Below are 13095 nucleotides of genomic sequence, written 5' to 3' on the forward strand. Positions count from 1 at the left end.
TTTATTCATGAGTCCGGATGTTACAGCCGAGGCCGTGACCAAATGGGGGACCTGACCCCGGGTTGCGAAAGGCGGTATGAAGCAACAACGCAGTGCCTGGGCCTGGGTGCCTAGTATTTCATTTAGCCAGGCTGTGCCTTACGTCGCGGTGATGATGTTGTCGTCCGTGATGTACAAGAATCTCGGCGTGTCCAATACCGACCTGGCGTTTTATACCGCGTGGCTGTACTTGCCGTGGGTGATCAAGCCGCTGTGGTCGCCCATCGTGGAGCTGTTCGGCACCAAGCGGCGCTGGATCGTCCTGCTGCAATTGCTGACCGGCTCGGCGCTGGCCTCCGTGGCGCTGACCTTGCACCTGCCTGATTTCTTCCGCATGAGCCTGGCCTTGCTGTGGTTGATGGCGTTCAGCTCGGCCACGCACGATATCGCGTCCGACGGCTACTACATGCTCGGCCTGCCGACCCAGCACCAGCAGGCCGCGTTCGTCGGCGTGCGCAGCGCGTTCTACAAGCTGGCGATGATCGCCGGACAGGGCGGCCTGGTCTACCTCGCCGGCAAGCTGGCCACGTCCAGCGGCGATCCGGCCTGGGCCTGGTCGGTGGTGTTCTGCCTGATGGCGGCCCTGATGCTGGCCTTGAGCGCGTATCACCAGCTGATCCTGCCGCGTCCCGATTCCGACCGCAGCCACGCCGGCGGCGGCGCGTTATGGAAGGATTTTCTGCACACCTTCCACAGTTTCTTCCAGAAGCCGGGCATCAAGGCCACGCTGGGCTTCCTGCTGTTGTACCGCCTCGGCGAGGCGCAGCTGCTGAAGATGGCGGCGCCCTTCCTGCTCGATCCGCGCGCGCAAGGCGGCCTCGGCCTGAGCACCGAGACCTTCGGCGTGGTCTACGGCACCGTCGGCGTGTGCGCGCTGGTGCTGGGCGGGCTGACCGGCGGCCTGGTGATTTCCCGCTTCGGCCTCAAGCGCAGCCTGTGGCCGATGGTGTTCATCATGCACGTGCCGGACCTGGTGTTCGTCTACCTGGCCACCGCGCTGCCGACCAACACCGTGCTGATTTCCGCCTGCCTGGCGGTGGAGCAGTTCGGCTACGGTTTCGGCTTCTCGGCCTTCATGCTGTACATGGTGCTGGTGGCGGACGGCGAGCACAAGACCGCGCACTACGCCATCTGCACCGGCTTCATGGCCCTCGGCATGATGTTGCCGGGCATGGTCAGCGGCTGGATACAGCAGCACCTGGGTTATCAACATTTCTTCATCTGGGCCTGCATTTCGACCCTGCCCGCGTTCGCGATGACGGCGCTGGTACGGATCGATTCAGAGTTCGGCAAAAAATAAACGCCCAGCGCATTACAATACGGTGCTCAACAGATTCGGGGAATGGTTTTGGTTTTTAATGCAAAGAAGCGGCTGACGCTGACCGCCGGCATGGCCGGCGCCCTGGCCGTGCTGCTGGACGGTTGTTCCAGCACACCGATAGCGCCGGTCCCGCCAACCGGATCCACGCCGCGCCCACCGGCGGCCGGCGTCCCTGCGCCAGCGGCGCCTTTCGATATGAATATGCCGCCGCCGGCGCCGCGCGAGTTCCGCGCAGCGTGGGTGTCGACCGTGGCCAATATCGATTGGCCCAGCCGCAGCAACCTGACCATGGCCAAGCAGCAGGCCGAAGCGCTCGCCATCCTCGACCGCGCGCAGGCGCTGAACCTGAACGCCATCGTGCTGCAGGTGCGGCCGAGCGCGGATGCGATCTATCCGTCCGAGCTGGAGCCATGGTCCGAGTTCCTGACCGGCCAGCAGGGCCGCGCGCCCGCCACCGCCTGGGATCCGCTGCAATTCTGGATCGAGCAGGCGCACGCGCGCGGGCTGGAGCTGCATGCCTGGTTCAATCCCTACCGCGCCCGCCACGCCACGGCCAAGTCGCCGCTGGCGCGCAACCACATCGGCAGCACCAATCCCGAGGTGGTCAAATCCTACGGCCGCTACCTGTGGATGGATCCGGGCGAAGCCGCCGCCGCGCAGCACACGTTGGATGTGGTGCTGGACGTGGTGCGCCGCTACGATATCGACGGCGTCCACATCGACGATTATTTCTATCCCTACCCGATCGACACGGCCGCCAGCACGGCGGGCCCGGAAGGCGTGGCGCTGGACGCCGGCGTCGGCCAGAAGCAGGAGCTGGAGTTCCCGGACCAGCAGTCATGGCAGCACTATCTGCTGGGTGGTGGCACGCTGGACCGCGCCGGCTGGCGCCGCCAGAACGTCAATTCCCTGATTGAAGCGATGTACCTCGGCATCCACCGGGAAAAGAGCTGGGTGCGCTTCGGCATCAGTCCGTTCGGCATCGGCCGCCCGGACCGGCGCCCGGCCGGCATCGTCGGCTTCAGCCAGTACGACAAGCTGTATGCGGACGCCGAACTGTGGCTGGCCAACGGCTGGCTCGACTATCTTGCGCCGCAGCTGTACTGGCCGGTGGCGCAGGCGCCGCAAGCGTTCGACGTGCTGCTTGACTACTGGCTGGCGCAGAACACCCGCGCGCGCCACGTCTGGCCTGGCTTGTGCACCAGCCGCATCGACAACAGCGCCAAGGCGTTCGCACCGGAAGAGATCGTCAAGCAGATCGGCGTCACGCGCAGCCGCGCCGGTGTGCAGGGCCACCTGCACTTCAGCATCGCGGCGTTGATGGACAACCGCAAGGGCATCGCCGATCAGCTGAAGGCGCAGTCCTACCAGACGGCCGCGCTGGCCCCGGCCAGTCCGTGGCTGGGTTCGGACCTGCCGCTGGCGCCGAGCGTCGCCGTGCGGCGCGAAGGCAATGGCGTGGGGCTGAGGCTGTCCGCCGGCGCCGGCAAGCCGGTCGCGCACTATGCGATCTGGTCGCGCTACGGTTCGGAATGGCGCTTCGCGGTGGCGCCCGCCTCGCGCGCGGTGCTGTTGTTGCCGGACGATGCGACGGCAGGCGCGGCGCAGGCGGTGGTGGTCAGCGCCATCGACCGGTTGGGCAATGAAAGCGAACGTATCAGCGTCATGCGCTGACTATCACGGAGCGACATATGAGCGAGCTGGGACTGGGCATCGACGCGGGCGGCACGCAAACCCGCTGGGCGCTGGCCGACGCGGCAGGAGCGATCGTGGCCGAGGGCGCGGTGGCCGGCATGTCCGCCACGCAGATGGGCAACACCGCCGGCCGCGACGCGGTGCGCGGCATCTTCTCGATGCTGGCGACGCAGGTGCTGGCGGTGGGCAAGCCGCTGGGCGTGTGCGCCGGCCTGACCGGCTTTGACGGCGTGGCCACGCTGCCCGCGCAATGGCTGGCGGAACTGCTGCAAGTGGCGCCACCAGCGGTCACACTGCGCAACGACGTGGAAATCGCCTATCTCGACAGCTTCGCGCCCGGCGAAGGCTACCTGGTCTACGCAGGCACCGGCTCGATCGCCGCCTGGATCGCCGAGGACGGTGTGTTCCACCGCGCCGGCGGCCGCGGCGTCACGCTGGACGATGGCGGCGGCGGCTTCTGGATCGCGCGCGAAGCGATGCGCCACATCTGGCGGCTGGAGGACGAGCAGCCCGGCGTCTGGCAGCAATCGACGATGGCGCGCGCGGTGTTCGAGCAGGTCGGCGGCAGCGACTGGGCCTTGTCGCGCCAGTTCATCTACGGCCAGGACCGGGGCGCCATCGGCCGCCTCGCCTTGGCCGTGGCCGCCAGTGCCGACGCCGATCCGGTGGCGCGCGCCATCCTCGAACAGGCCGGCCAGGAGCTGGCGCGCATCGCGCTGGCGCTGGTGGGCCGCTACGGTCCGCGTCCGCTGGTGCTGAGCGGACGGGCCGCCATGCTGCATCCACTGATCGCGCAGGCGATGCGTGCGGCGCTGCCGCCGGAACTGTCGCTGCGGCAAAAAGAAGCGCAGTCGCACCACGCTGCCGCCCGCATTGCTCTACACTCACGGAATTGAACCGCTGCCGAGAACGCCAATGATGAAGATCCTTCCGCTGACCGCCCTGTCCACCGCCGTCGCCCTGCTGGCCGGTTGCGCCACCGTGCCGCCGCCGCCCGCCGGTCCGCGCCTCGACACCACGCTGAGCGCGCGCAGCCAGAGCGACCGCATCAAGTACATCATCATCCACTATACGGTCAGCGACCTGCCGCGTTCGATCAAGATCCTGACCCAGCAGGAAGTCAGCGCGCACTACCTGCTGACCGATACGGAGCAGCCGTTCTTCTACACGCTGGTGGACGAGTCGCGCCAGGCCAACCACGCCGGCCTGAGCAGCTGGAAGATCTATAACCAGCTCAATTCGGCGTCGATCGGCATCGAGATCGTCAATCCGGGCTTTGTCGAAACGCCGCAGGGCCGCGTGTACGCGCCGTTCCCGCAGGCGCAGATCGACCAGCTGATTTTGCTGTTGAAGCAGATCGTCGCGCGCCACGACATCAAGCCGGAAAACATCCTCGGCCACAACGATATCGCGCCGCAGCGCAAGCAGGACCCTGGTCCGAGGTTCCCGTGGAAGCAGCTGGCCGATGCCGGCCTGGTCGCGTGGCCGGAAGCGAGCCGCGTGGCGGCGCGCCTGCCGGGCTTCCAGGAGCAGTTGCCGGACGTGGCATGGTTCCAGCGCAAGCTGGCCCAGCACGGCTACGCGGTGCCGCAGACGGGCGAGCTGGACCAGGCCACCCGCAATGTGATGGTGGTGTTCCAGTCCAAGTATCGGCAGTCGCTGTATGACGGCGTGCCGGATGCGGAATCGGCCGCCATCCTCGACGTGCTGACCAGCCCGCTGCCGGTCATGCAGATGGCGATCCCGCCGACGGTGATGCCGCCGCCGCAACCGGCGCCAGGCACCGTGCCGACTGAATAATCCGTTGGGAGCGCAGTATCAACATGGCTTTCACCATCACCTGTGAAGAAATTGCCGGCCATCCCGATTTCCGGCGTCTCGACAGCATAGACGGCATCGCCGTCGAGCTGCGCTACGCTACGCCGGATAATTTTGTCGGCCGCGATTTGTATTCGCCGCTCGACTGCGCCTGGTTGCACAACAATGCGGCGGCGGCGCTGGAGAAGGTGGTGGCGTGGCTGGCCGAACGGCGGCCCGATTGCAAGGTGCTGGTGCTGGACGCCTTGCGGCCGCAGCGCGTGCAGGAGCAGCTGTGGCTGGCGCTGCAAGGCACGGAGCTGCTGGGCTACATCGCCGATCCGGCGCGCGGCTCGATTCACTCCTTCGGCATGGCGCTGGACCTGACTTTGCTCGATGCGCAAGGCCGCGAGCTGGACATGGGCACCGGTTTCGATGATTTGTCCGAACGCTCGCATCCCGCGCTGGAGGCTGAACTGCTGGCGCGCGGCGAGTTGACCGCGCAGCAGATCGCCAACCGCCAGCTGCTGCGCGACGCCATGTTCCAGGCCGGCTGGGTCGGCATCAACAGCGAATGGTGGCACTTCGATTGCGGCGACCGTTTGCTGGTGCGCCGCGACTACATCCGCGTGCTGTAGCGTTTACCCCGCACGGCCAGGCGGGGTCAGACCCCATGCGGGGTCTGACCCCTAAGCGGCGCGGCGTGCGTCTCACATAGGCGTGCGGGGTAAACTTTAACGGTCCACCATCGCCATGCGCTCTTTGCTGTAGCGCAGGCCGGACACCTGCGTCAGCGCGTTATCCAGCACCGCCATCTCGGTTGCATCCAGCGTGATCTCCGCCGCCGCCACGTTCTGCTCCAGGAAAGTGCGACGGCGCGTGCCGGGGATGGTCACGATATCGTCGCCCCTGTGCATGGCCCAGGCCAGCGCGATCTGCCCCGGCGTGACCAGGCGATGATCGGCCAGCTCGCGCACGATGGCGGCCGCTTCCATGTTGCGGTCGAAGTTCTCGCCCTGCAGACGCGGATCCAGATGACGGAAATCGTTCGGCGGATACTCTTCCGCGCGCTTGGCGGTGCCGGCCAGGAAGCCCCGTCCCAGCGGGCTGAACGCCACCAGGCCGATGCCCAGTTCGCGCAGCGCCGGCAGCACGTCGGCTTCCAGGTTGCGCTCCCACAGCGAGTACTCGCTTTGCAGCACGCTGATCGGGTGCACCCCATGGGCGCGGCGGATATTGGCCACGCCCGCTTCGGACAGGCCGAGGTAGCGCACCTTGCCTTCGCGGACCAGGTCGGCCATCACGCCCACCACCTCCTCGATCGGCACCAGCGGATCGATGCGGTGCTGGTACAGCAGATCGATGTAGTCGGTGTTCAGGCGGCGCAGCGAGCCCTCGACTCTTTCGCGGATGTGGGCCGGGTCGCTGGTCACGCCGACCGTCTTGCCGTCGCGGATGTCGAAGCCGAACTTGGTGGCGAGGATGACCTCGCTGCGGCGGCCGGTGAAGGCGCGTCCCAACAGCGCTTCATTGTCGTAGGGGCCGTATTGCTCGGCCGTGTCGAAGAAGTTGACGCCCAGTTCCAGCGCGCGGTGCAGCGTGGCGACCGCCTCGGTCTGGTCGGCCGGTCCGTAGGTGTTGCTCATGCCCATGCAGCCCAAACCTTGCGCCGATACCGTCAGACCCTGGCTGCCTAAAGTGCGTTGTTTCATGGTGACTCCCTGCGTGTTGTGGTGCTTTTAGTATCAGCGCTGCACAAAAAATACACAATCCGCTTACAATGCAAAGCATTGTTGATGCAGCTGCAACGGTGGGGCGATGCGATGGAAATGTTGAAGGAAATGGCCATCTTTGCACAGGTGGTCGATAGCGGTGGTTTCTCGGCGGCTGCGCGGCAGCTGGAGTTGACCACGTCGGCGGTCAGCCGCCACGTGTCGCGGCTGGAGGCGCACATGGGCGGACGGCTGCTGCACCGGACCACGCGTTCGCTGTCGCTGACCGAGCTGGGGCAGCAAGTGCATGCGGCTTGTTCGCGCATGGTGAGCACGGCGCGCGAGGTGCATGCGCTGGCCGGCAGCTACAGCGCGCGGCCGAACGGCACCATCCGCGTCAGCGCGCCCATCGTGCTGGGGCAGGTGTGGCTGGCGCCCAAGCTGCCCGGCTTCCTGGCGCGCTATCCGGAGGTCAATGTCGAGCTGCAGCTGATGGACCGCAAGATCGATCTGATCGAGGAAGGCATGGACCTGGCGATCCGCATCGCGACCGAGCTGGCGCCTGGGCTGGCAGCGCGCACGCTGGGACCGGTGAGCTATGTGCTGGTGGCGTCGCAGCAGTATCTGGACGCGCATGGCGAGCCGCAGTCGCCTCACGAACTGCCGGCGCACCAGTGCAGCTACCTGGGCTACGCGCGCTTCGGCGACGCGTGGAGCTTGCGGCGCGGCAGCGAGACGGCCAGCATCAACGTGCCGTCGCGGCTGACGATCAACAACAGCGCGGCCTTGATGGCGGTGGTGGAGGCGGGCGGCGGCATTGGGCTGGTGCCGGATTTCACGGCCCGCCCCGCGCTGGCGCAGCAGCGGGTGCGGCAGGTGCTGCCGGAGTGGATTTTCGACGAACCGTATGCCGGCACCGTGCACGCGGTCTACATGCCCGGCCCGCACCTGGCGCTGAAGGTACGGGCGTTCATTGACTATCTGGTGGAGGAAGGGTTGCCGGGGGCGTGACTACGGGACGCCGGCGCGTGCAAATTCCAGAATCGGCGCAACGCTGTCGTGGTTCACTACGATCACGTTTTTCGCTTTCAACTCAGCGACAATCTCGCTTTGGGCGCGACCACGGGGGGTAGGCTCATTTGACTCCGGCCCTTTGACGGCGAACAGGACTTGAGGAGGCAGTAGGCCGCGCTTCTTAAGCGAATCGATGCGGTAGAGCCATTGACCGCCATGGTCGATGATTTTCGCGGCGTCAGTGTAGTTGAGGTTGAGTGGCTTGATGATTTTTTCGGGATGTTCTTCCGGACCTGCCACGAAAGGAAAATGCGCGTGATATTCCTCGTTGCCTATGCGTGCCGCATGGAACTTGTTTTGGAGCCCAGCGTCGCGCAGCCACCCGCTGACATCGCGTTCCAGTAGCTTTTCCTGATACTCCTTGTTCGCGAAGTTGTGCCCGACATGCACCCACCAGTCAAACAAGATAATGTCGCGCCGCATACTTTGCGGAACCCGTTTGATATGGCTGTGCATCAGGTTCTTTGCGTTCACGCGCCGGGAAGCGAACACCGCTCCCGATCCCAAATCCTGATAAGCGTTAGTTAAGTCAGCTTCGATTATTTCGACGGGGACTGTCGCCAACGCATAGTGGGCAATGGGCAATTCCAAAGCGGTGCATAACTCGGCACATATCCACTCGGCGATAAGTTGATATCGGGTTGTCGATCGTCCCTTGACGAAGTAGACGTCGCCGTCATCGCACCGACAGATGTAAGGGCGACTTTGTCCTTCTTGAGAACGGCCCAATATTTCGGTGACGGTTAAGGACATCTTGCAATGTTCCCCGCTGCGTTATGTTCAAATCATTCTACGCGAATTTCAGTTTGGAAAATTACAGCTTACTTGGAGCGGGCTACCCAGTCGATTACGCCGTCCAGCACGGTGCGGCCGGCGCCGTTGGCGACGTGTTCGTCGTTCAGGATGGCGACCACGATGCAGGGTTGGTTGTTGGCGTCGGTGACGTAGCCGGCGATGGCGATCACGCTTTTCAGGCTGCCGGTCTTGATGCGGGCGCGCAGCGCGGCCGGGCTGTCCTTGAGGCGCTTGCGCATGGTGCCGTCTGTGGCGGCGATCGGCAGGCTGGACAGGAACTCGGGCATCCACAGGCTTTTCAGGCCGGCTTGCAGCACGCCCGCCAGTTGCGCCGGCGTGGCGCGTTCGGTGCGGGACAGGCCGGAGCCGTTGTCGAAGACCAGGCCGTTGGCGTCGATGCGCTGGTTTTGCAGCCAGCTGCGGATCGCGGTTTCGGCGCGCATTGGCGTGCTGGCCTGGCTGCCGTCGGGCGCGATCGGGCGGCTGCCCAGCACTGGGTCGGCTTGCAGGCTGCCCAGCATCAGGAAGACGGTGCGGGCCAGGGTGTTGTCCGAGAATTTGTTGATGTCGCGGAGCATTTCCGGCAGCGGGCGGGAGACGTGTTCGGCCAGCAGGCGGGTGGCTGGGGCCGGTGTTGGCGTCGGTGTCTGCGCGTCGGCGGGGGCGGACTCAGGAGCCGTAGCGGCATCGCTCGCGGTGGCCGAGGTGGTCACGGTGGCGGTTGGCGTGGCCGTGGCCGCTGGCACGCCGGCCTCGCGCACGTCGCCGACTATGCTGCCGCCCAGCTTGCGCCAGGTGGCGCGCAGCAAGCGTTCCAGATAGTCGTGGTGGTCCAGCACATCGACGCTGGTCGATTTGATGCAGTTCTTGGGGTAGCTGCCATGCAGCACCACTTCGATCTTGTCGCCGCTGCGCGAGATATCCGGCGAACGCCAGCCTTGCTCCCATGACGCGCACGGCGCATCGCTGAGCTTCATGTCCGAGCGGATGCTGACCTTGTCCATCTCCGGCATCATCACCAGGCCGACCTTGTTGCCGGTCGAGCGCATTTCCACTTTCAGCAGATTGGTGTTGGTCAACAGCGCATCGGGGATTACGTTGTAGTAGGCCCACGGGAATTCGTCGAACGGCGGCTGGCCCACATCCGGCCGCGCCGGCTGGAACAGTTGACGGTCCAGGATCACATCGCCCTTGATCTTGCGGATGCCCTGGTTGCGCAGCGCTTGCAGCATATGCAGCAGCACGTCCTCGTTGAGGTCGACATCGCCGCCGCCGCGCAGGATCAGGTCGCCTTGCAGCACGCCGTTGACGACATCGGCGCTGCTGCGGAATTCGGTGCGGCCGCGGAAGGCCGGGCCCAGCTGCTCCAGCGCCGTCATGGTGGTGAACAGCTTCATGGTGGACGCCGGCTGCATGCTCTGCTGCGCGTTGTGCGAGACCAGTGTGGTGTCGCCGCGCAGCACGACGATGCCGGCTCCTTCCAGCGGAATATGCGCCGCCTGCAGCAGGGCGCTGATCGGCTCCGGCAGGTCGGCGGCGTGGGCGGTGCCGGTGGAAATCAGCGCGGCGAGGATGAGGCGACGGAACATGGCGACCTTGTTCAATGGAAGAAGATGTAGGAGACGAAGATGGCGGCGATGACGCCGGCCAGGTCGGCGATCAGGCCGCAGGAAATCGCGTAGCGCGTCTTGCGTATCCCCACCGAGCCGAAGTACAGCGCGACGATGTAGAAGGTGGTGTCGGCCGAGCCGTTGAACACGCAGGCCAGGCGGCCGACGAACGAATCCACGCCGTAGGTGCGCATGGTGTCGATCATCATGGCCTTGGCGGCGCTGCCGCTGAGCGGCTTCATCAGCGCGGTCGGCAGCGACGGCACGAAATCGGTGTTGACGCCGAGGTGGGCGAACAGCCAGCTGAAGCACTCCATCACATAGCCGAACACGCCGGCGTTGCGGATCACGCTGATCGCCACCAGCATGCCGACCAGGTAGGGAATCACGGTGATCGAGGTCTGGATGCCGCCCTTGGCACCTTCGATAAACGCCTCGTAGACGTTGACCTTGCGCCGCAGCGCACCGATGATGAAGCCGGCGATCACCACCATCAGCACCAGGTTGCTGAAGACCTTGGAGAACAGTTCGATCTCGAGCTTGGTCAGGTAGTGGGTGAAGTAGAAGACCATGCCGGCGATGGCGGCCGTCATGCCCCCCAGCCAGCTCAGCACCACGCCGTTGAACAGGTTGATGCGCTGGCGGATGGCGACGGCGATGATGCCGGTCACGGTCGCCACGTAGGTCGCGATCATGCAGGGAATGAAGATGTCGGACGCATCGGCCGCGCCCAGGATCGAGCGCTGCGCCATGATGGCCAGCGGGATCAAGGTCAGGCCGGAGGTGTGCAGCACCAGGAACATGATCTGGGCGTCGGTCGGCTCGTCCTTGCTGGGGTTCAGCGTTTGCAGGCTTTCCATGGCCTTCAGGCCGAACGGCGTGGCGGCGTTGTCCAGGCCCAGCAGGTTGGCCGAGAAGTTCATCACCATGTGGCCGGTGGCCGGGTGGTTCTTCGGCACGCCGGGGAAGATGCGCGAGAAGAACGGCTGGATCAGCCGCGCCAGCAGGTCGATGGCGCCGGCTTTCTCGCCGATGTTCATGATGCCCAGCCACAGCGTCATCACGCCGGCCAGCGGTAGCGCTATGTCCATCACGGCGGCCTTGGCGGAGTCGAAGGTGCCGTCGATGATGCGCTTGAAGATTTCGGTGTCGCCCGTCAGGAGGAACTGGGCCAGCGCCGCCGCAAAGCCAACCAGGAAGAAGCCGGACCAGATGTAATTGAGCGACATATCTAGAAATTTTCCTGAAAGCAGTGGGCGATTTTCGAAGTATAGCGGGTAAGCCTGTGAAAAAAGTTATAAGCTGCCGCTTTACGTATGCGATGTGGAATGGACCTGATGCCCAAAAGTTATGCCGCAGTCCTGTTGGCGCTGGTGCTCAGCGCCGTCCCGGCCGCCGCCGCCGCGCCCAAAGTCCTGCACGCCTTCCTCAGCACCGGCGAGACCGGCCTCGATCCGGCCGTGGCATCCGACATCGCCAGCCTCAGCCTGCTGGAAAACCTGTTCGATCCGCTGCTGCGCTACGATTACCTGGCCCGCCCCGTCAAACTGCAAGCCAATACGCTGAGCGCCATGCCGACCGTGGAAGACAACGGCCTGAGCTACACCTTCCAGCTGCGCCAGGACATCTACTTCACGCCCGATCCAGCCTTCAAGGGCGCGCATCGCCAGGTGACAGCCCAAGACTACGTCTACAGCCTGAAGCGCCTGTACGATCCGACGCTGAAATCGCCGTGGTTGTTTCTGTTGGAGGGCAAGATCGCCGGCGACGAGGCGCTGAAGACCAAATTCAGCTACGACAGCAACATCGCCGGCCTGCAAGCGCTGGACAAGTTCACCCTGCGCATCAAGCTCAACACCGCCGACCCCAACTTCCTGTTCTACCTGGCGACGCCCTCAACCGGCGTGGTCGCGCGCGAGGTGATGGAGGCTTACGGCGCGCAAGCCGGCAATCACCCGATCGGCACCGGTCCCTTCATGATGGGCCGCTGGAAGCACAGCGACCAGATCACGCTGCTGGCCAACCGCGACTTCCGGCCGACGATGTTCCAGGGCCGGCGCCTGCCGCTGCTGGACCAGGTCGACATCAAGGTCGTCGAGGAATACCAATCGCGCGTACTCGGTTTCCTGAACGGCGAATTCGATTTCCTCGAGCAACTGCCTGAATCGATGAAGGACATGGTGCTGACCGCCGACGCCAAGCCGACCCTGAAACCGGCGCTGGCCAGGCAAGGCATGGTGCTGTCGCCCTTCCCCGTGCTGCAGACCTACTACATGTGGATGAACATGGACGACCCGCTGATCGGCGGCTACAGCAAGGAGAAGCTGGCCTTGCGGCGCGCCATCGCGCTGGGCTACAACAGCGGCGAGGATGTGGCCTTGATGAAGAAGGGCCTGGCGCTGCCGGCCGCCACGCCGCTGCCGCCTAACGTGCTGGGCTACGATCCGGCCTACCGCAGCCCGGTCGCCTACGATCCCGCGCTGGCCAACGCGCTGCTGGAACGCTACGGCTACCGCAAGGCCGCCGACGGTTTCCGCACCCAGCCCGACGGCAAGCCGCTGACCTTGGTGATGCACAGCGAATCGTCCACCGTCGGCCGCCTGCGCGACGAGCTGTGGCGCAAGAACCTGAACGCCATCGGCTTGAAAGTGACTTTCAAGAGCGACAAAAAAACCGAGATCATCAAAGCTTCGCGCCTGGGCTCGGTGATGATGTTTGAAACCAACTGGGTGGCCGACTTCCCCGACGGCGAGAACTTCTACCAGCTGCTGTATGGCCCCAACAGCGGCCGCGCCAACTATGCCCGCTTCAACCTGCCCGCCTACAACCAGCGCTACGAGCAGAGCCGCAGCATGGGTGACTCGCCGCAGCGCACCGCGCTGTACGATGAAATGGCGCAGCTGATCCACGCCTACACGCCGTGGGTGCTGCTGACCCATCCGATTTCCGCCGACCTGCAACAGCCGTGGCTGAAGCATTACCAGCGCCATCCGGTGGAACTGACCAACTGGCGCTATCTGGACGTAGACGCACATACCCCGCGCTGAGCAAT

At 64.9% G+C, this 13095-nt stretch carries 11 protein-coding genes; 7 read left to right on the top strand and 4 right to left on the bottom strand.

What is annotated here, in order from left to right; translation table 11 throughout:
• Nucleotides 1-76 precede the first annotated feature (76 nt).
• Genes V6M89_RS14520 through V6M89_RS14540 form a run of 5 tightly spaced genes read left to right on the top strand, consistent with a single transcriptional unit; the run spans nt 77 to nt 5490 of the window.
• Nucleotides 77-1339, top strand: coding sequence for an MFS transporter (locus V6M89_RS14520; protein ID WP_332853831.1), 1263 nt, complete (start codon nt 77-79; stop codon nt 1337-1339).
• Between the two features lie 42 nt (nt 1340-1381).
• A complete protein-coding gene (locus V6M89_RS14525) occupies nt 1382-3034 on the top strand; it encodes a glycoside hydrolase family 10 protein (protein ID WP_332853832.1) in 1653 nt (550 codons plus the stop codon).
• Nucleotides 3035-3051: 17 nt separating this feature from the next.
• Nucleotides 3052-3951 (top strand): N-acetylglucosamine kinase, encoded by a 900-nt coding sequence (locus V6M89_RS14530; protein WP_332853833.1) that lies wholly within the window; start codon nt 3052-3054, stop codon nt 3949-3951.
• Nucleotides 3952-3973: 22 nt separating this feature from the next.
• Nucleotides 3974-4855 (top strand): N-acetylmuramoyl-L-alanine amidase, encoded by an 882-nt coding sequence (locus V6M89_RS14535; RefSeq protein WP_332853948.1) that lies wholly within the window; start codon nt 3974-3976, stop codon nt 4853-4855.
• 23 nt (nt 4856-4878) lie between these two features.
• Nucleotides 4879-5490, top strand: coding sequence for a M15 family metallopeptidase (locus tag V6M89_RS14540; RefSeq protein WP_332853834.1), 612 nt, complete (start codon nt 4879-4881; stop codon nt 5488-5490).
• Nucleotides 5491-5586: 96 nt separating this feature from the next.
• Here V6M89_RS14540 and V6M89_RS14545 read toward each other — a convergent pair whose 3' ends face one another.
• Nucleotides 5587-6564 (bottom strand): aldo/keto reductase, encoded by a 978-nt coding sequence (locus tag V6M89_RS14545; RefSeq protein ID WP_332853835.1) that lies wholly within the window; start codon nt 6562-6564, stop codon nt 5587-5589.
• Between the two features lie 84 nt (nt 6565-6648).
• Here V6M89_RS14545 and V6M89_RS14550 point away from each other — a divergent pair, with 84 nt between their 5' ends.
• The gene (locus tag V6M89_RS14550; RefSeq protein WP_332853836.1) at nt 6649-7575 is read left to right on the top strand and encodes a LysR family transcriptional regulator; all 927 of its coding nucleotides are present in this window, start codon (nt 6649-6651) and stop codon (nt 7573-7575) included.
• On the opposite strand, the gene V6M89_RS14555 is transcribed toward V6M89_RS14550, so the two are convergent.
• The 3 genes from V6M89_RS14555 to V6M89_RS14565 form a co-directional block, all read right to left on the bottom strand.
• Nucleotides 7576-8391: a HipA family kinase gene (locus V6M89_RS14555; RefSeq protein ID WP_332853837.1), complete on the bottom strand. Its 816-nt coding sequence runs from the start codon at nt 8389-8391 to the stop codon at nt 7576-7578.
• A 68-nt stretch (nt 8392-8459) separates the two neighbouring features.
• A complete protein-coding gene (locus V6M89_RS14560) occupies nt 8460-10022 on the bottom strand; it encodes a D-alanyl-D-alanine carboxypeptidase/D-alanyl-D-alanine-endopeptidase (protein ID WP_332853838.1) in 1563 nt (520 codons plus the stop codon).
• An 11-nt stretch (nt 10023-10033) separates the two neighbouring features.
• A complete protein-coding gene (locus V6M89_RS14565) occupies nt 10034-11272 on the bottom strand; it encodes a nucleoside recognition domain-containing protein (protein ID WP_332853839.1) in 1239 nt (412 codons plus the stop codon).
• Nucleotides 11273-11380: 108 nt separating this feature from the next.
• Between V6M89_RS14565 and V6M89_RS14570 the strand changes: the two genes are divergently transcribed.
• Nucleotides 11381-13090, top strand: a complete 1710-nt coding sequence (locus tag V6M89_RS14570; protein WP_332853840.1) for an ABC transporter substrate-binding protein — start codon at nt 11381-11383, stop codon at nt 13088-13090.
• Nucleotides 13091-13095: the final 5 nt, after the last annotated feature.

The sequence above is a fragment of the Duganella sp. S19_KUP01_CR8 genome (assembly GCF_036688705.1).
Lineage (GTDB): Bacteria > Pseudomonadota > Gammaproteobacteria > Burkholderiales > Burkholderiaceae_D > Rugamonas.